The organism is Halomicrobium sp. HArcel3, assembly GCF_058933135.1.
The window spans coordinates 508,938-526,913 of the sequence record NZ_JBZYDN010000002.1 but is presented as its reverse complement, the minus strand read 5'-3'; the positions used below and the strand labels follow the sequence as shown (position 1 = coordinate 526,913).

Here is a 17,976-nt window from a genome sequence, read left to right as displayed (position 1 = left end):
CGCGGCAAAAGCAGTGTGCCACGTACCATCCCAGAATTGACATCCATAACCCTCTTGTGACGGCTCGGCCAACGCTCGGGCATGTTCACCGGCATCGTCGAGGACACCGGCGAGGTGCTCGCCGTCGAGGACGACGCGAGCGGGCGGCGCGTCCGGATTTCGACCGGGTTCGAGGACCTCTCTCACGGCCAATCGATCAGCGTCAGCGGCGCCTGCCTCACCGTCGAGGAGTACGAACCGGGCGAGTGGTTCTCGGTCTTCCTCGCCGCCGAGACGGTCGATCGGACGTTCTTCGACTCGCTGGAGACGGGCGACGCCGTCAACCTCGAACGGGCGATGCCGGCCGACGGTCGCTTCGACGGCCACGTCGTCCAGGGTCACGTCGACGCGACGGCGGAAGTGGTCGCCGTGGAGTCGGTGGGGGAAGGTCTCGCGAGCGACGCGAGTGAGACCTCGTCGGACGAGTCCGACGGTGACTGGACGTTCACGTTCTCGCTGCCGGAAGAACTCACCCAGTACCTCGTCGAGAAGGGGTCGATCACCGTCGACGGGATTAGCCTGACCGTCGCCGACCGGGACGAGTCGACGTTCTCGGTGGCGATCATCCCCGCGACGTACGACCTGACGACGCTCTCGGCGAAGGCCCCCGGCGACCCGGTCCACCTCGAAGTCGACGTTATCGCGAAGTACGTCGAGCGGATGGTTTAAGATTCGAACTCCGTCCGCTCGGACGCGTAGCTCGTCGGTGCCGGGTTCGCCGCCCGGTAGGCCCGGGCGTAGGCCCTGATCTTCCGGATCAACAGCAGGCCGAAGACGCTGTCGTAGACGACGACGAAGCCGAAGAACGCAACCATCGTATTGACGCCGGTCAGAGCGGTCACGGCACCGGGGACGATGCCGACCAGCGTGTTGTAGGTGGCGTGGACGACGGCCGCGATGACGAGACCCTTCAGGACGATGGGGCCGGCGTGCTCGCGGTTGAACTTCGCCAGGCCGAGGTAGTAGCCGGCGAACGCGGAGTAGATGACGTGGCCCGGGCCCGCGAGCCCCCGGACGACGGCGACGCCGCCGGCCTCCGTGACCGCTCTGGCCGCCTGGAGACCCGCGTCGGCGTCCTGTGTGATGTACAGCGCGTTCTCGATGGTGGCGAAGCCCAGCCCCGCGACGGCGCCGTACACCGCGCCGTCGACGACGGCGTCGAACCGGTCGCTCCGGAAGGCGAACAGTCGAACTGCCAGTAGCTTGACCGTCTCCTCGACCGGACCCACGACGAGGTAGAAGAACACGACCGAGCCGAGGAATGGGACCGCGCCGCCGAAGGAGGCGAGGTTCCGGACCGGGTCCCCGATCTCGCCGTTCAGCACGCCAGCGAAGCTGGCGAACAGCACGCCCAGGACGAACGTCACGACCAGGAGATGGAGTGGCTCCTGCGTCGTGACGTCGGCGTGCCAGACGTAGACCGCCAGCGCCAGCGCCGGGACCGCCGAGAGAATCGTGAGGGCGCCCAGCACGGGGTCCGCCACCGCCCCGAGGCCGCCGAGGACGAGCTGCGCGGCGAGGATGGCGACCGCCGCGAGGACGACGCCCACCCTGACGGTCAGGTAGAAGCCGTAGTAGAGCCAGTAGACCAGCCGGTCGAAGACCGTTCGGACCTCCCAGTCGGCGATGCCGTAGAGGTCCTCGGAGTCCGCGCTGCGGGCCGCCACCGGGTCCCGCTCGTCCCGTGCCATTGGCCGCTCTTTCGCGCCGGCCTACCTAAGGGTTGGTCTCTGCGTGCTGTACGCGCTGGATGGGATCGAGCTGTGGAAGCTTGGACTGGTAGTACAGACGGGGGCTCTTGCCCCAGAATCGTCCCGATGGACGCTCCGTTAGACTCACCTTGCTTCTGTAACGGGTAGTTCTGTGATTTTAGTGCTGGACAGAACTGTAGGGACAACAACTAGAAAGCCCTCGGCGCGCTGGAGTCGCGCGGACCCCCTGCGCGCGCTCGTTCCTCGCGTGCTTGCGGGTCCGTGCTTCCTCCACCCCGCCTCGCCCTTTCATCCACCAGGCCCGCACCGCAGCCCTGCCCTTCCCCTGGTCGGCCGACGAGACGGCCTCCCGGCCAAGCGGTTGCGGGGCGGTCAGGACGCGTGTCGCTCGCCGGACGGCGAGCGACCGGGGAGGGGTGGCGGAGTCAATCGTGAGTGCGTTTCATCGCACGAGCGAGGCTGCCCTGGAGGAATGAAAGGGCGAGGCGGGCTCCGGGAACCCCGGACCGATAAGCACCGCAGCGGAGCGAGGAGCGCAGTCGGTCCGCGGGACCGGAGCGCGCCGAGGGCTTTCGACGTGTTCGCGTCGTCATTGGCACCAGTCTCACTGAGACACCAAATCGTTACAGACACTCCCTACACTGATCGGAAAGTCATCGCGCCAGAAAGCGTCCCGTCGCCGAAATGCGGACCACTCACGCAACAAGGTCGCCAAACGTGCCCTTTTTCGTCGCCGGTAGCCAAACTCGGTCCATGACACTGACCGCGGGCGTCGTCGCCGTCCAGGGTGACGTCTCCGAGCACGCCGACGCCATCGAGCGCGCCGCGGCGGCCCACGGCGAAGACAGCGAGGTTCGTGAGATCCGCGACGCGGGGATCGTCCCCGACTGCGATGTCCTCCTCATGCCCGGCGGGGAGTCGACGACCATCTCGCGACTGCTCCATCAGGAGGGCATCGCCGGGGAAATCGTCGACCACGTCGACGCCGGCAAGCCAGTCCTGGCCACCTGCGCGGGGCTCATCGTCGCCTCGACCGACGCCCAGGACGACCGCGTCGAGACGCTCGACCTGGTGGACGTCACCGTCGAGCGCAACGCCTTCGGCCGGCAGAAGGACAGCTTCGAAGCCCCCCTGGACGTCACCGGACTGGACGACCCGTTCCCGGCGGTGTTCATCCGCGCGCCGCTGATCAGCGAGGTGGGCGACGACGTCGAGGTGCTGGCGACGTGGGACGACCGCGCCGTCGCGGTCAGGGACGGCCCGATCGTCGGCACATCCTTCCACCCCGAACTGACCGACGACCCGCGGATCCACGACCTGGCCTTTTTCGAGGAGGTGCTCGCATGAATCGCGAACGGATGGCCGAAGGATACCAAAAGCGCGCCGAGCGGGACGCCGCTATCGCCGAGGAGATGGCGACGGTCTCCCTGGAAGCCAACGACGAACTCGGCGACGTCCCGGAGTATTGATCCCCACAGCACGAGCGCCCGCCGGAGCGATGCGCTCAAGGCCCGTCGGCCCACCATCGGGAGTATGACAGACGCGATCCTCGACGAACTGTTCGAGGTCATCGAGCAGCGCAAGGACGACCTGCCGGAGGACTCCTACACGGCCTCGCTGTTCACCCACGAGAAGGGCGAGAACGCCGTCCTCGAAAAGCTCGGCGAGGAGTCGACCGAACTGATCCTCGCGGCGAAGGACGACGACCGCGAGGAGATCGCCCACGAGGGCGCCGACATCGTCTACCACCTGCTCGTATTGCTGTCGATGAAGGACATGGATCTGGAAGACCTGCGGGCGGCGTTGCGTGAACGGCGGTGAGTCGACCGGCGTATTTATCGGCCCACCGTCAGATATCCGACCATGGCTGAGAATCCGGAGTCGACTGGCCGGACCAAGGTCGACGCGTGGTTCACCACCGACGAACGGTTTCGACTCGCTGCAGGCCTGGGGATCCTGATCGCCATCTTCGAATTCGCGATCTCGCTCATCGACCTGGTCACCGAGGTCATCATTCACTCCCTGGTTCTCGGTATCGGCTTCTACGCTGCACTCACGGTGGTCGAGTATCTGCGTGTGGAACTCGCCACAGAGTAACACTACACGTTACGAACCGTCTGTTACGCCTCCTAGTCCTGAAGACTACCACGGCCCGCCTGATTCTCTTCGGGGCCGAACAGTCCACCGAGGGCACCGCCGATTGCGCTGTCGATAGCGAAGACGGCGGCGACGAGGACGCCGACGACGATCACGCCGAGCCCACCGACCAGGCTCCCGACGGGGCCGCCGCCGAGGCCCCCGAGGAGTGCCGCGACGGGCGCGACCAGCAGCGCGAGGACGATGCCGTCGAGCGCGCCAGCGAGCAGGCCGTGCCAGGCGCCGCTGGCGAGGCCCCCGCCGGCGAGGTAGCCGGCGACGCCGCCAGCGACCAGGCCGGCACCCACGTGGCCGATCACGGGGATGGCGAACGCCAGCAGTCCGAAGACGATGCCCGCGACGAAGCCCCAGAGGACGGCGCGCCAGTCTGTCATGTTAGCGTATTGACCCTCGTCGGCGAAAGAGGTTCCGGCTGGAGAAGTGACCGCCGGCAACGGTGTCGGCCACCGCTCTCGCGTTCACGCCGAACTCAGCCGTCGACGGGTTCGAAGGAATGGCGCACCGTTTCGCTGTCGTCGTCCCACTCGAAGTCCTGGTGGGCGCGTTTCAGCCGCTCGCGGTAGGCGTCGAGGTCCTCGGCGCCCTGTGCGCGGGCGTCCGCCTCGGTCAGGTCGCCCAGCGTCCGCTGGGTGACGTCCGTGATCTGGAAGGTCCGGCCGTCGATCTCGAAGGTGTCCCCCTCCTCGGCGTAGGCGTCGCCCCTGTGGATCTGGGTCATCTCCCCGTCGAGGACCATCTGTTTGAGGCGGTCGCCGGGGAACAGGACGCTCGCGTCGAACTCGCTCATACCCGGAGCTATCGTCCCCAGCCTGAAAACTGTGGGCGGGACGGTGCGCTGGACTCGCCGACGACCATCCCGAGGCCCTACTGTTGCCGCCCGGTTCGAGGCGAGTTCCACCCCGCGAACGCCCCAGCGCCCAAACGGACGCGCTTTTACCCGCAGGGACGCTATCGCGGTGTAATGAGCCATCCATTCGAGGACCTTCCGACGACGCCGACGTCCGAGGAAGTCATCGACAAGGCCTTCTCCCGGGCCGCCCGCGCCGGCAAGGCGAAGTCGGGCATCGAGGGCCAGCAGTCGATGCTCCAGACGGCGTCGAACATCGTCTCCGACAACCTCCAGAACGTGGTCACCTCGTGGCCGGACATCGAGACGCTCGACCCCTTCTACGTCGAACTCGCCGACGCCATCATCGTCAGCCGCACCGATGGCGAGGGCGGCATCGACGCCATCAAGCAACACCTCTCGGAGGTCCAGTGGGCCTCGCGCAAGGCAAAGGACATCCACCGCGAGTACCAGGGCCGGATGACCAGCGACGCCGACACCGCCCGAAAGCTCCGCAAGCAGGCCTTCGCCCGGATCGCCGACGTCGTCGAGGAGGTCTCGGACGACCTGGCAGCCATCTCCGAAGCCCGGGACACGCTGAAGACCCTGCCCGACATCCGCCCCGACGAGCCGACCATCGTCGTCGCCGGCTACCCCAACGTCGGCAAGTCCTCCTTCGTCAACCACGTCACCAACGCCCGCAACGAGACGGCGAGCTACCCCTTCACCACGACGCAGATCCGCGTCGGGCACCTCGAACGCGACCGCATCCGCTACCAGCTCGTCGACACGCCAGGGCTGCTCGACCGCCCCGAGGCGGAGCGCAACGACATCGAGTCCCAGGCCGTCAGCGCCGTCGAGCACCTCGCCGACGCCGTCCTCGTCTTCCTCGACCCCAGCGGCAACTGCGGCTACCCCCTGGACGTCCAGCTGGAACTCCGCGACGCCATCGAGGCCCGCTTCGACGTCCCGGTCCTCACCATCGCCAACAAGTCCGACCTCACCACCGACGTCGAGGCCGACCACTACATGAGCGTCACCGAAGCGGACAACGTCGACGGCGTGCTGGCGGCTGCTATCGAGGCCGTCGGGTACGAGATAGAGCTGCCATTTGACGAGTAGGTTGGGCTGAGCGAAGCGACGAGCGGGAAGTAGCCTCACCGGATACACTTTTGACGCAGTGAACAGATAGCGACGGGTATGTCCGAACGGTCCCCCTCCCATCTGCCCAGTCTGTAGGTAACTGTGGGCATCGTCCTGTGGATGGCCTGGCTCCTCTACACACTGATCATCATTCAGCAGATACTCCTCGGATCGCTGCCCCTCATCGCCTTCGCGGCGCTGTATCTGGGCTGGCGATTTCTCCTCGCGTTCGAGGCCATCGCCGACGGCCTGCAACGGATCGCTGACCAGCAAGAACACGACAGAGAGAACTGATCAGACGGGTCGACCCTGATTACCCGCCCTCGATAGTGACGTAGCGGACCTCCGTCGTCACGTCCTGGCCGGTGATGTGGTCGAACAGCGCATCGAGTCGAGATGCGAGACGAAGGGGCTCCTGGCCAGGTCCGATACCGACTCTGACCACCACGCGCGAAGGTTCCTGAAAGACGGGCGTGTTCACGAACTCCACGTCGGTCGAGAGGTACGTACCGCCAGAGTTCGAAACCACCCGTTCGGCCGCGTCCTCGACGTCGTTGGTGGTCTGGGCCTGCTGGAAGGAATCCAGCGTGACGCCGCCGAGGAACGCCGAGAGGACCAGGATCGAGACGGCGAGAACGCCGATGCGCTTGAGCGTCGCGGTGCGCGCCTCGTCAGCGCGGAACCAGCGGTGGGGCCGGTAGCCCATGTACCAGAGGCTGACGAGCGCCGCGAGGTTGATCGAGAGGATGTTCACGAGCGTGAGGACGCTGGCACCGAGCGCGGTATAGGGCTGGACCCAGGCGATGCCGATGCCGATGGTCGCGGCCGGCGGGATGAGCGCCACCGCGATCATCACGCCGACCAGCGCCGTCGAGACGCCCGTCGAGAGGCTGATAGCACCGGCGACGCCGGCGCCGAGGGCGACGGCCAGCGAGAGGAAGTCGGGGGCGATGCGCTCGCGAACCTGCGGGATCGTGGTGACGTCGCTGATAGGCGGGATCAGGTGGATCGACCTGACGAGGTAGGCGAAGACGGCGGCGCTGAGGATCGAGAGCACCACGCCCAGCACCTGGAGTTTGACGCCGCGCCGGAAGAGGTCGGTCTCGTCGACGACCGTCCCGATGCTGGCCGACAGCGCGGGGCCGACCAGCGGCGCGATGACCATCGACCCGACGACGACGGCCGGCGAGTTCAACAGCAGGCCCGCGGTCGCGATGAGCGCGCTGACGACGGTCATGATGACGTACACCGACAGCGGCGGGGCCATCGCCCGCGCCCGGACGACGAGTTCCTCCCGGGCGATCCGGTCGTCGCTCTCGTCCTCCTCGTAGCGCTCCTGGAGCTCCTGGAAGCGTCGCGAGACGACCGTGTTGGCGTCCAGGACGACCGTGTACCCCTCCTCGTCGATTCCCTCGTCGCGGAGGCGGTCGAGGACTGGTTCGACGGCGCTCTGGGGCAAGGGGACGTACGCGATGGCCGTGTAGTCCCGGCCGCTCGTCTCGTCGGAGACGACGTAGTCGATCTCCTCGTCGTCGAGCGCGCCGAGGATGGCCTCCCGCTTGCCGGTCGGGATCGTGACCTGGATGAGCCGCACACCGATGGATGAGAGTGGCAACGAGAAATAAGCCCGGGATAGGGCCAGACGGGCGGAAAGATAGCGAATCCTCGACCGCGTGACGAGCCTACAGGTCGACGGAGCGCGACTCCGAATGGTCGACGACCTCGTCGGCGCTCACCTCGCGGCCGAGTTCGTCGGAGAGGTAGATCCCCTCCATGACGAGCATGGAGTTCAGCGCGATGTCGCCGGTGGGTATCGGGTCGACGTCGCCACGAACCGTCTCGATCCAGTGGTCGAACTGCGTCGGGCGCTCGGACGTGTAGCCCCTCTCGCTCGCGAGCCGGCCCTGGCGGGTCTCGTACTCGTCGACGTCGATTCGGGCGGTCGTCTCGTAGTCGTTCGTCGTGGTGTGGAACTCCAGCGGGTCGAGTTCGATACCGCCGGTGGACCCCACCACGGCGCCGCGCTCGTCGGACTGGTACATGTGCCAGGCGGCGCGGATCTCCAGGCGCGTGCCGTCGGCGAGGCGTGCCGCACCGGTGCCAGCGTCCTCGACGTCGAACCCGGAGTCGTCCAGCCGTTCCTCGTAGACGTCGGTGTTCGGGCCGACGAGCGACTCGTCGTAGCTGTCCCGGTAGAACTCGAAGGTCTTGCCGTTGACCCGCTCGACGTCGGGGTTGTCGAGCAGGTAGAGCATCCGACCGATCTCGTAGGTACCGATGTCGACGACCGGGCCGCCGCCGGCCGACTCCTTCGAGACGAACGCCGGCGTCCCGTAGCCGTCGACGTACGGCCGGCCGCGGCGGCGGGAGTACACCGACCGTGCGTAGGAGATTTCGCCGAGGTTCCCCTCGTCGACGAACGTCTTCGCGCCGCGGGTCTCCGGCGCGAGCAGCGTCTCGTTCTGGACGCCGAGGTGCTTGCCAGCGGCCTCGGCGGCGTCTGCGATGGCCTTCGCGTCGGCGTAGCTCCCGGCCAGCGGCTTCTCGCAGAAGACGTGCTTGCCGGCCTCGAAGGCGGCGACGGCCATCGGCCGGTGGAGGTTGTTGTGGACACAGACGTCGACCGCGTCGACGCCCGAGTCGTCGAGCATCTCCCGGAAGTCGGTGTAGACCTGCGGGACGTCGTAGCGCTCGGCCAGCCGCTGGGCCGCGTCCTCGTCGACGTCGGCGACGGCCGCCACCGTCGCGCCCGGTACCTCCGCGTACGCCTCGCTGTGGGTCTCGCCGCGGTTGCCCGCGCCGATAACCCCGATAGTGACTTCGTCCATAGGTAGGTGCTCCCGCGCGGGCGCGAATCCGCACCCGCCATGAAACGGAGAGTACGTGAATGGATCACGATCAGCGAGTTAAAGCCACCGATGGGTACAACGGGCGCTGTTAACGCCGCCACCTTCGCGAACCACCGAGGCTTTGGGCGCTCGCCACCTCTCCCCGGTATGTTCGAGACGCGACCGGACCGGGACGGCGAGGTCGTCTTCGTCGGCCGGTCGAACGTCGGCAAGTCGACGCTGATGCGCGAGGTGACCGGTCACACGTTCAACACCGGCCAGCGCCCCGGCGTCACGAAGAAGCCCAACCACTTCGACTGGACCGCCGAGGACTTCGTGATCACGGATCTGCCCGGCTTCGGGTTCATGAAAGGCGTCCCGGAAGCGGTCCGCGAGCAGATCAAGACCGACGTCGTCCAGTACGTCGAGCGCTACGCCGACAACATCCTGGTGGGCGTCCTCGTCGTCGACGGCAAGGCCGTCATCGACATCATCGACCGCCACTCCGGCCCCGACGAGGTCCCTCACGACGTCGAGATGTTCCACTTCCTCCGTGAACTGGATATTCCGACGGTGGTCGCCGTCAACAAGATGGACAAAATCGACGACGAGGACGAGCGCCTGAACGACCTCTGTGAACGCCTCGGCCTCTACCCGCCGTGGCAGCAGTGGCAGGAGACCATCGCCCCCATCAGCGCCAAGCGCGGCAACGTCGACCCGCTGTACGAGGCGATTCGCCACCACCTCCACGAACAGGAGCGCGACGACCTGTTCAAGTTCTTCTGAGACGACCTTTTTCTGCGTCGGGTTCGCTCGCTCCGCTCGCGAACCACTCCTTGAAAAACGTCGGCGAAAAAGGCCGAGTCCTCACTGCGTTCGGACTCGGGGGAAACGCCGCCTTCGGCGGCGTATGCTTGCCGCGGCCGACGGACCAGCCTCGCTTCCGGTAAATCCGCTCAGTCGGACTGTACTTCCGTTCGGATTTCCGCGCCGGAGTCGCCCACGCGGTCGACCTGCACATCTCCGTCGCACCAGACGTCGGTCGTCCCCTCGAGCACGCCCAGGTCGTCGTTTTCGAGGACGTGGTCGCGCCAGATGGCCCAGGTCACGAGGTTCCAGGTGAGCGGGCCCCACGACTCGACGTGGTCCCCGTACATCGAGTCCGGGACGAACGACGGGGGCTCGTACCGGTCGAAGACGTCTTCGAGACAGCCCGACTCGAAGAACCGTTCGCGGGGGAAGACGCCGCCTCCCTTGGGTTTGTCCGTGTCGTAGGCCGGGAGGCGGCGGTCGAGCAATCGTTTGGGGACGTGTTTGGTCGTCGACCGGTGAGGGAGGAGGCTGTCGTCGGCGTAGCGTTCGCTGGCGGGAATCGACTGGGAGAGGGTGGCGACCGAGCGGGTGTTGAACGGCGCGAACAGGCTCTTGCCGTGGGCGTAGGCGAGCTGGCGCCACTGGGTGACGGTGTTGTGGGCGAAGAAACTCAGGAGGTGGCCCAGTTCGAGCTGTGCGTCCCAGGGGTCGTCGGCCAGCCCGTCCACTCGGTCGACGACGTACTCGAACTGGCGTCGGGCGCGCTCTCTCACGGCGTCCTCGCCCACGAAGTCGGCGACCACCGCCGGGTCGGTGAAGAAGGCGAACTGCTGGGCGAACGACCGCGGGTGAGCGGGCCGGCGTCGCGCCCGCTCGGCCTGGCGGGCGAAGGTCACGGCGTACTCGCCGAGCGACCCAGGTAGCGAGGTGAGGGCCGTGGCGACGGGCCGGGGGACCAGGTCGTCGAAGCGCGCCGCCGCCCGGAACCCCTTGGCGCCGGTGAGGCCGAACAGCGCGTCGGCGCCCTCGCCGTTGACGTAGCGCCGGCCGTCGTCGGTTCCGAAGACGGCGTCCATCGCGGCCGTCGCACTGTAGTGGGAGGGAAAGCCCAGCCGCTCCATGCTCGTCGCGAGCTGGTCGAGGTAGTCGGCCTCCCGGAGCGGGACGGTCCGGGCGTCGACGTCCAGCAACGCGACGGCCTCGCTGGCGTACTGGCACTCGAAGGCGAGTTCGGGCGCGTCCGACTCGATCACGACCGCGGGGGCGTCGTCGAGGTAGGTGCCGGCCAGCGTCGAGTCGACGCCGCCCGAGAGCATGTTGGTGACGGCGGACGGCCCATCGCTCCCCCTGCCGAGGACGGCGTCGAGCGTCTCGCCGAGTGCCGCCGGCCGGTCCGCGCCGACGTCGCGGTCGCCGGCGAGCGTGCCGACGCGAGCCTGTTTTCGCCTGCCGCTGGCCAGATCCCAGTGGACCCAGGTGCCGTGTTCGAGCGCCCGGATCTCGTCGAGGTAGGTCGTCGGCGCGACCGGCGCGCGGAACAGCAGGTGGTCCGCGACGGCCGTCTCGGCGACGGTCCGGTCGGCGGCGGGCACCTGCGAGATGGCGTTGCGGTACTGGTCGGTCAGGACCAGCGTCCCGTCGCCGGCTCGACAGTGGTAGCAGTTCCGGTTGGAGACGACGCTCCGGTAGGCGTCGACAGCCGCGGGGCCGGCCTCGTCCATCGCGACGTGGACGACGACGGCGTCCTCGGCGACGTCGTCGATAGACTCGCGGACGGCCGCGACCGACGGCGCGTCGTCGACGAGCGACGCGAGCCGGTCCGGGTCGACGCCGGAGACGACCCACAGGTCGGAGCCGCGTTCGAGTACCTCGACCCGCGGGTCCGCGAAGAGGAGTCGGACAACCCGTGCCATACGGTCGGTCCGGCCGACGGGGTCAATACTATCCAGCTGCTAACTGCGGGACGACGGGGTAGTTCCTGGGGCGGACGCGGCTGCCGCTGGTTCGTGGGTCAGTTGCGGGTGACGACGCGTCGCTCGACGCGCGAGAAACTGCCAGCCAGAAAAGCCGCTCGGGGAAGGTCAGGCGACGTTGAATCCTTTGTCGCGGAGGAAGTCCTCCACGCGGCCGGTGTGATTGCCCTGCAGCTCGATGGAGCCGTCCTCGACGGTCCCGCCGCAGGCGAACTTCGATTTGAGGTCCGAGGACAGGCTGTCCATGTCCACGTCTTTCGGATCGAACCCTTCGATGATCGTTACCTCCTTCCCGTAACGGCGCTCGTCGATGCGGATGGTGATCTCCTGAGACTCCTTGGCCACGTCTTCGCAGACGCAGAGTTCATCAGGGAGCCCGCACGTCGAGCAGACTTCCGACATTACAGGTCGCCTTACGAAATCAACCTATTAAACACTTACTGGTGTTGCCCGCCGCGCGCCCAGTTTCGGGGCCTGTAGCGGGCGTCGGTCCATCGAACGAGCGAGTTTACGACGGCGGTCCGCCGGTAGGTCGTCGGTACTCCCCACCGTGGTCGGCAGGAGCGGTCACCTGACGAGTTCGTTCACCAGGCGCACCGCCTCGTCGGCGTCTGCCTCGCTCACGTCGCCCCGGTACCGCGCCCGTTCGCGGATGGCCGCGACGCGCCGGGCCCGCGGGTCGGCGTCGATGGCGTCGACGTACTCGCGGACGGTCTCGTCGTCCCATCGGGGGCGGTAGTGGTGCTCGCCGAGGTAGTACTGGAGCCGCTGGAACGCCCGTTCGACGTCGGTCGCGGGGTCGGAACGGGGCTGGTAGCGGAGCCAGAGGGCGCGATAGGCCCGCTCGGGAACGCCGCTGCGGCGAACCCCGACGGCGGCGCCCAGGGCAGCGACGAGGACGAGCGCGAACTGCTGGCGGGTAGGCATCCGCGGAAGGGGGCCGTCGTCGCCCGCGCCTGCACCCGTCCCGGTCGCGTTCACCCCCGTCGCGTTCACGCCGTCGAGGTCCTGCGTGATGATCCCCGCCGGGAGCGTCGGCGACTCGATCGTATCGCTGTCGGCGTCCGCCGAGACGTTCGAGGACCCCTCGGCTGCCGTCGTCAGCGGTTCGGGCGTCTGGGTGTCCGTAGGCGTCCACTCCTCGGTGCCGCCCGTGTCGGTCGTGTCGACGGCCGTCACCTCGTTTTCGCGGGCCTGCTGGACGGTCCGTTCACGGACCGCCTCGCGGGGGCCACCCGGCGTCGGGTCGAACGTCACCCAGCCGTACCTCGGGAAGTACACCTCGACCCAGGCGTGGGCGTTGAGCCCGCGGACCACCCGGCGGTCCTCGTCGACGCGCTCGCCGGCCGTGTAGCCGGTGACGAACCGGGCGGGGACGTCCTGGCTCCGCAGCATCGTCACCATCGTCGTCGCGTAGTAGGTGCAGTAGCCGGCGTCCATCTCGAAGAGGAACGCGTCGGCGACGTCACCGCGCGGCCGGTCGACGTTCAGCGAGTAGTTCCTGTTGTTCTGGAGCCACTGTTCGACGACGCGGGCCCGCTGGTAGGGCGTCTCGGCGTCGGCAGTCAGCCGTGCGGCCCGGTCACCGACGCGGTCGGGCGTGCTGTCGGGTAGCTGCGTGTACCGTGACTCGATGGCGCCGGGGTAGTTCGTCCCGGCCTGGTCGAGTTGCCGGGGCGAGGCGTCGGACACCTCGCTGCGGACCCGGTAGCTGTCGCCTTCTTCGAGCGTCTCGCCGGGGACGACGCTGCCGTCGTTCCGCACGCTCGCGCCCGGAAGCCCGGCGACCCGGACCGGCTTCCACGCGGCCGGTGCGACGTTACTGCGCGTCTCGACGCGGAACGTCTGGTCGACGGTCCGCGACGGGCCGGGCGGCGAGTCGAGTCGGCCGTGGCGGTACTCGCTGGTCCCGCCGGTCCGGACCCAGCCGTCACCGGTGTAGCGGTCGTAGCTCCCGACGCGCCAGTAGTCGCCCTCGTCGCTGCTCACGGTGAAGCGGACCTGCGGCGAGAGGCTGATGGCGCCCTGGACCGCCAGGTCCTCCTCGGCGTCCATCAGGTTGGCCTCGACCGTCGCGGCACGGTCGAGTCCCGGCGCCAGCGGACCCGCCGCGCCCGCGGTGGCCGGGACCACGGAGATGGCCGAGGGGACGACGATCATCACCGCGGCGACCACGAGTACCGTCTCCGCTCGCGCGATGGGTTCGTCGCGGCGCTCGAAGTCGCCCAGCCCCAGCGCGGCCGCGCCGGCGACGACGCCGGTCAGCGTCGTCACCACGTCCGCGTCGCCAGTCAGCACGAAGAACGTGAGCGTCCCGCCGGCGACGGCGACCGCGGGGGTGTACCACCGCCGGAGCGCGAAGTACCAGGTCAGGAACACCGGCCCGGGCGTCACGCCCAGCACCCACGCGCGGACGTTCGAGATGCGCAGGAGCGACCGGCCGCCGAGCAGCGAGAGGGCGTCGGCGAACAGCGCGACCCACGGCGGGTTGCCGGTGATCTGGGTCAGGTACCAGCCGAGGCCGAGCGCCAGCATGACGACGGCGGCGACGACGGCCGTCCACGCCGGCAGCACGCGCGCCAGGGCCGTCGCCGCGACCAGCGAGACGGCGACGATGGCGAGGAACGCGAGCGGGAGGCCGACGACGTCGATGAAGTGGTACATCACCTGCAGCGCGGCCCCGAGCGTGACGAGGACGGCGAACAGCGCCGTCGCTCGCGGCCAGTCGACAGCCGCGACCGCCCGGTTCCGGCGGACGCGTTCGACGAGCGTCACGGCGACACCTCCGCTCGGGCCGGGTTCTCCCGCGCCGCGGTGAGGTCCTCCAGCGAGTAGACCCGCTCGTCGACGGCGACGGTCACGCCCGACCCGTCTGCGCGGATCCGGACGTCGGCGCGCTCCCAGGCGTGGTCGGGGACGGTCCCGCTTCCCGTGCGCGCGAGCAGTTCCAGCGCGTGTCGCTTGTGGGTCTCACCGTGGCCCTCCGGGAGCGAGCCGCCGGGTACCGTGAGGTCGACGGTGAGACCGACCGAAACGGCCGCGACGAACAGCGTCGCCGCGGCGGTGGCCATGTCGTCGGCGTACCGGGAGTCGGCCGACGCGGCGATGCTGACGGCCTCCTCGTCCGCCGGGTCGGTGAACTCCGTGACCAGCAGGTCGTCGTGCTTGGCGCTGGACTTCCAGTGGACGTCCCGCAGCGAGTCGCCGGGGACGTACTCGCGCAGGCGGTCGAACTCGGTACGTTCGTCACTCTCCGGGCCGAGCGTCCGGAGGAAGGAACCGGGGTCGCCGACGGCGTACACGCGCGGGTACACCAGCACCGACGTCGTCTCGTTGATCCGGTGGGTCGTCTCGACCAGCCCGAGGACGTCGCGGACCTGGACGACGGTCCGCCCCAGCCGGTGGACCCCGCGCTGGTCGAAGGTCACCTCGTACTCGACGGTCGCCGGGAGCGTCCGGTCGAAGCTGGCCGCCCCGGAGAGGCCCTCGCCGATGCAGTCGGTGATCGTGGCGACGGCGCCGCCGTCGACGGTGAGTTCGACGGTCCTGGTCTCGCCGGGGAACCCGGGGGCCGGCTCGGCCCGTTCGACGGTCGGCGTCCCCGCCCGGTGGACGGTGACGGCGCCAGCGACGACGGCGGCCAGCACCGGCGCCGCGATGGCGTTGAGCGCGCGGGCCCGGTCAGGGTCGCCCGCCCACGCGAAGAAGAAGGTGACGACGACGACGGCGAGTGCGGCGTACCCGCGGCGCGTCGGTCTCATTCGACCGGAACCGAATCGAGCGCCGCGCGAACGACGTCACGGCCCGTCTGCTCCGCGCTGTCCGGCCGGACCCGGTGGGCCAGCACCGACGCCGCCTCCGTGCGGAGGTCGTCGGGGACGACGTAGTCCCGGCCGTCGAGCAGCGCCCGCCCCTGCGAGGCCCGGAGCAACGCGAGCGACCCCCGGGGACTGACGCCCAGCTGGGCGTGCTCGCGCGTGTAGCGGGCGAGCCTGGTGGCGTAGTCGCGCAGGGGCTGTTCGACGTCGAAGTCGGCGACGGTGTCGCGGGCGCGCTGGAACTCCTCGAGCGTGGTCACCGACGTCAGGTCCTCGATGGGGTGACGGCCGACGACGCGGCCGAGCATCTCCGCCTCCTCGACCTGGTCGGGGTAGCCCAGGTGGATCTTCTTGGTGAAGCGGTCGAGTTCCGCCATCGGCAGGTCGTAGGTCCGGTTCTGCTCGACCGTGTTCTGCGTGGCGATGACGGTGAACGGCTTCGGTACCGCCCGGGTCGTCCCGTCGACGGTGACCTGCCCCTCCTCCATCGCTTCGAGCAGCGCCGACTGGGTCTTCGGCGGCGCACGGTTGATCTCGTCGCCCAGGACGACGTTGCCGAAGATGGGCCCGGGCTGGAACTCGAAGGTCTCGGACTGCTGGTTGTAGACGTTGACGCCCGTGACGTCCGTCGGGAGCAGGTCGGGGGTGAACTGGACGCGCTTGAACGTCCCCTCGAAGGAGGCGGCGATGGCCCGGGCGAGCATCGTCTTCCCGACGCCGGGGACGTCCTCCAGCAGGACGTGGCCCCGACCGAGCATCGCCGTGAGGACGTGCTCGATCTCCGCGTGGTGGCCGACGATGACCTCCTCGACGTTCTCGATTACCTGCGTCACGACGCGGTTGGCTTCGCGGAGGGCCGGCTCCGTCTGCCGGCCCTGAGAGGTGTCCGTGTCTGTCATGGTTGCCATCGGGCGGGACGCGCCCGGGCCGTGCCACCGTCGGTTCCCTGGCACCACCCGTCTCGGCCTGCGCGTACGACCAAACGTGGGGGGTCCTAGGGCGTGCGTGCATGTAACTCTGCTGGGTGCTACCGCCACCCACGGTCGTGTGCGGACGTCACACGAGCGCTACGTGTGATGTCGCCGAACGAGTCACCACTCCTTGCAATCCTCGCAGACGAAGCCAGGCTCGTCGCGCCAGCGGCGCTCGGCGGTCTCGCCGCAGGCCGCACAGGCGGCGCCGCCGGGCGTCCAGTCGTAGGTCGCGACCGCCGGGTCGGTGGGCTGTTCGGTCGCTTCGTCGTCTACCGCAGGAACCGCCTCGTCGTCGCTCTCGGTAGCATCGCTCTCGCCGTCCGGACTATCCGCGCCGTCAACACTCTCCACGGCATCGGGCGCTGAGACGTCCGAAGTTGCCGTCTCGCGGTCGTCGTTCGATTCGGCCTCCTGGTCGTCGGCGTCGAGAAAGTCCTCCAGCGAGGCGTCGTCGGGCATGGTCACTGGTCGACGCTCGTTCCCCTTCAGGATAGCGACCGAGAAAGCCAAGTGCCCGTCTTCCGAACCCCCGACTATGCAATCACTGCTCACGGACCTGATCGACAGCATCCTGGCGATGCCGGACGCGTTCGCGGAAGTCGCCATGCACGACCCGCTCTCGGCCGTGCTCATGGCCGTCGGGTCGGTCCTGTTCCTCGCCACGTTCGGCGTCTTCGGCTACCTGGCGCTGGGTGCGGCCGTCGACGCGGTCGTTCCCGACGTCAGCGCTGGCGGGCCGCCGCAAGCAGGTCGATAGCCTCGCTCACGTCCGGGCCCAGCGGCGACGCGAAGACGACGCTGTCCGCGTACTCCAGGAGCGCCGCGGTGCGCTCGGCCACTGTTTCCGGCGTGCCGGCGATACAGAACGCGTCTATCATCGCGTCACTCACCTGCCCGCCCGCCTCGCGGAACTCGCCGGCGGAGATGGACTGCCCGATGGCGTCGGCCAGGTCCTGATCCAGGCCGTGCCGGTCCAGCACCGGCCCCGGCGCGCCGGCAGTGATGAACGCGACTGGCATCCGGGCGGCGTCGCGGGCCGCCGACTCTTCCTCGGCGACCGACACGCTGGCGTAGGCCGCCAGGTCGACCGCGCTCCGGTCCCCGTCGCCTGCTTCTACTCCCTTTTCCACCTGCGCTTCGGCCCATTCCAGGTCCTTCGGGTGGGCGCCGTTGTACAGGACGCCGTCGGCCCGCTTGGCGCCCATCCGCGTCATGTGGGGACCCTGGGCGCCGACGTACACCGGAATCTCGCCGACCTCGTAGTTCAGGCCGGCGTCGTGTGCCTCGAAGGTGCCGTCGTGGTCGACGCGCTCGCCCCGCCACAGTCGCCGGGCGACCTCGAAGGTCTCCAGCACGCGCCGGAGCGGCCGGTCGTGGTCGTAGCCCAGGTTCCGCAGCGTCGAGGCGTCTCCCGGACCGACGCCGAAGATGGCGCGACCGTCGGACACTTCGTCCAGCGTCGCGACTCGCGAGGCCAGCGTCACCGGGTGGGTCTCGTACGGATTGGCGATGCCCGGCCCGACGGCGATGGACTCGGTCGCTTGCGCCATCGACGACAGCGCCATAAACTGGTCGCGATTGTTGTAGTGGTGGGCGGCGAAGACCGCGTCGAAGCCGGCGGCCTCGGCGGCGACGGCGTCGTCGGTCAGCGCCGGGACTGGACGTTCGGGGGTGAGTTCGATGGCGTACATTG

21 protein-coding genes are annotated in these 17,976 nt (G+C 68.7%); 9 read left to right on the top strand and 12 right to left on the bottom strand.

Features of this window, described 5'->3' with window-relative positions; genetic code table 11:
* The first annotated feature begins 81 nt into the window (after positions 1-81).
* Positions 82-708, top strand: a complete 627-nt coding sequence (locus AC5FRV_RS08430; protein WP_493560648.1) for a riboflavin synthase — start codon at positions 82-84, stop codon at positions 706-708.
* Here AC5FRV_RS08430 and AC5FRV_RS08425 read toward each other — a convergent pair.
* On the bottom strand, positions 705-1,730 hold the full coding sequence (locus tag AC5FRV_RS08425) for a PrsW family intramembrane metalloprotease (protein WP_493560647.1): 1,026 nt from the start codon (positions 1,728-1,730) through the stop codon (positions 705-707). The two genes, AC5FRV_RS08430 and AC5FRV_RS08425, sit on opposite strands and share 4 nt — an antisense overlap.
* Before the next feature lie 774 nt (positions 1,731-2,504).
* Here AC5FRV_RS08425 and pdxT point away from each other — a divergent pair.
* From pdxT to AC5FRV_RS08405, 4 genes are all read left to right on the top strand, one after another.
* Complete coding sequence (gene pdxT, locus AC5FRV_RS08420) at positions 2,505-3,098, top strand: pyridoxal 5'-phosphate synthase glutaminase subunit PdxT (RefSeq protein WP_493560646.1); 594 nt, start codon at positions 2,505-2,507, stop codon at positions 3,096-3,098.
* Positions 3,095-3,220 (top strand): hypothetical protein, encoded by a 126-nt coding sequence (locus AC5FRV_RS08415; protein WP_493560645.1) that lies wholly within the window; start codon positions 3,095-3,097, stop codon positions 3,218-3,220. The genes pdxT and AC5FRV_RS08415 overlap by 4 nt, the downstream gene beginning before the upstream one ends.
* Before the next feature lie 64 nt (positions 3,221-3,284).
* Entirely contained in the window at positions 3,285-3,572 is a 288-nt protein-coding gene (gene hisE / locus AC5FRV_RS08410; RefSeq protein ID WP_493560644.1) for a phosphoribosyl-ATP diphosphatase, read from the top strand.
* A 42-nt stretch (positions 3,573-3,614) separates the two neighbouring features.
* Positions 3,615-3,848, top strand: coding sequence for a hypothetical protein (locus AC5FRV_RS08405; protein ID WP_493560643.1), 234 nt, complete (start codon positions 3,615-3,617; stop codon positions 3,846-3,848).
* Positions 3,849-3,880: 32 nt separating this feature from the next.
* On the opposite strand, the gene AC5FRV_RS08400 is transcribed toward AC5FRV_RS08405, so the two are convergent.
* Both AC5FRV_RS08400 and AC5FRV_RS08395 read right to left on the bottom strand, forming a co-directional pair.
* Positions 3,881-4,282 (bottom strand): DUF5518 domain-containing protein, encoded by a 402-nt coding sequence (locus tag AC5FRV_RS08400; protein ID WP_493560642.1) that lies wholly within the window; start codon positions 4,280-4,282, stop codon positions 3,881-3,883.
* A 95-nt stretch (positions 4,283-4,377) separates the two neighbouring features.
* Entirely contained in the window at positions 4,378-4,695 is a 318-nt protein-coding gene (locus AC5FRV_RS08395; RefSeq protein ID WP_493560641.1) for an ASCH domain-containing protein, read from the bottom strand.
* Positions 4,696-4,869: 174 nt separating this feature from the next.
* Here AC5FRV_RS08395 and AC5FRV_RS08390 point away from each other — a divergent pair, with 174 nt between their 5' ends.
* Both AC5FRV_RS08390 and AC5FRV_RS08385 read left to right on the top strand, forming a co-directional pair.
* A complete protein-coding gene (locus AC5FRV_RS08390; RefSeq protein WP_493560640.1) occupies positions 4,870-5,856 on the top strand; it encodes an NOG1 family protein in 987 nt (328 codons plus the stop codon).
* Positions 5,857-5,979: 123 nt separating this feature from the next.
* Positions 5,980-6,171 carry a DUF8066 domain-containing protein gene (locus tag AC5FRV_RS08385; protein ID WP_493560639.1) on the top strand — a complete coding sequence of 64 codons (192 nt, stop codon included), beginning with the start codon at positions 5,980-5,982 and terminating at the stop codon, positions 6,169-6,171.
* 19 nt (positions 6,172-6,190) lie between these two features.
* Here AC5FRV_RS08385 and AC5FRV_RS08380 read toward each other — a convergent pair whose 3' ends face one another.
* Positions 6,191-7,471 carry a TIGR00341 family protein gene (locus tag AC5FRV_RS08380; protein ID WP_493560638.1) on the bottom strand — a complete coding sequence of 427 codons (1,281 nt, stop codon included), beginning with the start codon at positions 7,469-7,471 and terminating at the stop codon, positions 6,191-6,193.
* 88 nt (positions 7,472-7,559) lie between these two features.
* Positions 7,560-8,705, bottom strand: a complete 1,146-nt coding sequence (locus AC5FRV_RS08375) for a Gfo/Idh/MocA family protein (protein ID WP_493560637.1) — start codon at positions 8,703-8,705, stop codon at positions 7,560-7,562.
* 168 nt (positions 8,706-8,873) lie between these two features.
* On the opposite strand from AC5FRV_RS08375, the gene engB reads away from it, so the two are divergent.
* The gene (engB, locus tag AC5FRV_RS08370; protein WP_493560636.1) at positions 8,874-9,491 is read left to right on the top strand and encodes a GTP-binding protein EngB; all 618 of its coding nucleotides are present in this window, start codon (positions 8,874-8,876) and stop codon (positions 9,489-9,491) included.
* Between the two features lie 170 nt (positions 9,492-9,661).
* Here the strand turns inward: engB and AC5FRV_RS08365 are convergent, their stop codons facing one another.
* The 6 genes from AC5FRV_RS08365 to AC5FRV_RS08340 form a co-directional block, all read right to left on the bottom strand.
* Positions 9,662-11,431: an asparagine synthase-related protein gene (locus AC5FRV_RS08365; RefSeq protein ID WP_493560635.1), complete on the bottom strand. Its 1,770-nt coding sequence runs from the start codon at positions 11,429-11,431 to the stop codon at positions 9,662-9,664.
* A gap of 168 nt (positions 11,432-11,599) precedes the next feature.
* Positions 11,600-11,893, bottom strand: a complete 294-nt coding sequence (gene yciH / locus AC5FRV_RS08360; protein WP_089819433.1) for a stress response translation initiation inhibitor YciH — start codon at positions 11,891-11,893, stop codon at positions 11,600-11,602.
* A 165-nt stretch (positions 11,894-12,058) separates the two neighbouring features.
* The gene (locus tag AC5FRV_RS08355) at positions 12,059-14,266 is read right to left on the bottom strand and encodes a transglutaminase TgpA family protein (RefSeq protein WP_493560634.1); all 2,208 of its coding nucleotides are present in this window, start codon (positions 14,264-14,266) and stop codon (positions 12,059-12,061) included.
* Positions 14,263-15,252, bottom strand: a complete 990-nt coding sequence (locus AC5FRV_RS08350; protein ID WP_493560633.1) for a DUF58 domain-containing protein — start codon at positions 15,250-15,252, stop codon at positions 14,263-14,265. The genes AC5FRV_RS08355 and AC5FRV_RS08350 overlap by 4 nt, the downstream gene beginning before the upstream one ends.
* Positions 15,249-16,208, bottom strand: coding sequence for an AAA family ATPase (locus AC5FRV_RS08345; protein WP_493560874.1), 960 nt, complete (start codon positions 16,206-16,208; stop codon positions 15,249-15,251). The genes AC5FRV_RS08350 and AC5FRV_RS08345 overlap by 4 nt, the downstream gene beginning before the upstream one ends.
* Positions 16,209-16,400: 192 nt before the next feature.
* Positions 16,401-16,742: a DUF7573 domain-containing protein gene (locus AC5FRV_RS08340; protein WP_493560632.1), complete on the bottom strand. Its 342-nt coding sequence runs from the start codon at positions 16,740-16,742 to the stop codon at positions 16,401-16,403.
* 76 nt (positions 16,743-16,818) lie between these two features.
* Between AC5FRV_RS08340 and AC5FRV_RS08335 the strand changes: the two genes are divergently transcribed.
* Positions 16,819-17,040 carry a DUF8024 family protein gene (locus tag AC5FRV_RS08335; protein ID WP_493560631.1) on the top strand — a complete coding sequence of 74 codons (222 nt, stop codon included), beginning with the start codon at positions 16,819-16,821 and terminating at the stop codon, positions 17,038-17,040.
* Here AC5FRV_RS08335 and AC5FRV_RS08330 read toward each other — a convergent pair.
* Complete coding sequence (locus AC5FRV_RS08330; RefSeq protein ID WP_493560630.1) at positions 17,006-17,974, bottom strand: 5,10-methylenetetrahydromethanopterin reductase; 969 nt, start codon at positions 17,972-17,974, stop codon at positions 17,006-17,008. The genes AC5FRV_RS08335 and AC5FRV_RS08330 overlap by 35 nt on opposite strands.
* Between the last annotated feature and the right edge of the window lie 2 nt (positions 17,975-17,976).

Coding starts and splice junctions, on each gene's coding strand:
- AC5FRV_RS08430 (WP_493560648.1), top strand. CDS start 82: ATGTTCACCGGCATCGTCGAGGACACCGGCGAGGTGCTCGCCGTCGAG.
- AC5FRV_RS08425 (WP_493560647.1), bottom strand. CDS start 1,730: ATGGCACGGGACGAGCGGGACCCGGTGGCGGCCCGCAGCGCGGACTCC.
- pdxT (WP_493560646.1), top strand. CDS start 2,505: ATGACACTGACCGCGGGCGTCGTCGCCGTCCAGGGTGACGTCTCCGAG.
- AC5FRV_RS08415 (WP_493560645.1), top strand. CDS start 3,095: ATGAATCGCGAACGGATGGCCGAAGGATACCAAAAGCGCGCCGAGCGG.
- hisE (WP_493560644.1), top strand. CDS start 3,285: ATGACAGACGCGATCCTCGACGAACTGTTCGAGGTCATCGAGCAGCGC.
- AC5FRV_RS08405 (WP_493560643.1), top strand. CDS start 3,615: ATGGCTGAGAATCCGGAGTCGACTGGCCGGACCAAGGTCGACGCGTGG.
- AC5FRV_RS08400 (WP_493560642.1), bottom strand. CDS start 4,282: ATGACAGACTGGCGCGCCGTCCTCTGGGGCTTCGTCGCGGGCATCGTC.
- AC5FRV_RS08395 (WP_493560641.1), bottom strand. CDS start 4,695: ATGAGCGAGTTCGACGCGAGCGTCCTGTTCCCCGGCGACCGCCTCAAA.
- AC5FRV_RS08390 (WP_493560640.1), top strand. CDS start 4,870: ATGAGCCATCCATTCGAGGACCTTCCGACGACGCCGACGTCCGAGGAA.
- AC5FRV_RS08375 (WP_493560637.1), bottom strand. CDS start 8,705: ATGGACGAAGTCACTATCGGGGTTATCGGCGCGGGCAACCGCGGCGAG.
- engB (WP_493560636.1), top strand. CDS start 8,874: ATGTTCGAGACGCGACCGGACCGGGACGGCGAGGTCGTCTTCGTCGGC.
- AC5FRV_RS08365 (WP_493560635.1), bottom strand. CDS start 11,431: ATGGCACGGGTTGTCCGACTCCTCTTCGCGGACCCGCGGGTCGAGGTA.
- yciH (WP_089819433.1), bottom strand. CDS start 11,893: ATGTCGGAAGTCTGCTCGACGTGCGGGCTCCCTGATGAACTCTGCGTC.
- AC5FRV_RS08350 (WP_493560633.1), bottom strand. CDS start 15,252: ATGAGACCGACGCGCCGCGGGTACGCCGCACTCGCCGTCGTCGTCGTC.
- AC5FRV_RS08345 (WP_493560874.1), bottom strand. CDS start 16,208: ATGACAGACACGGACACCTCTCAGGGCCGGCAGACGGAGCCGGCCCTC.
- AC5FRV_RS08340 (WP_493560632.1), bottom strand. CDS start 16,742: ATGCCCGACGACGCCTCGCTGGAGGACTTTCTCGACGCCGACGACCAG.
- AC5FRV_RS08335 (WP_493560631.1), top strand. CDS start 16,819: ATGCAATCACTGCTCACGGACCTGATCGACAGCATCCTGGCGATGCCG.
- AC5FRV_RS08330 (WP_493560630.1), bottom strand. CDS start 17,974: ATGTACGCCATCGAACTCACCCCCGAACGTCCAGTCCCGGCGCTGACC.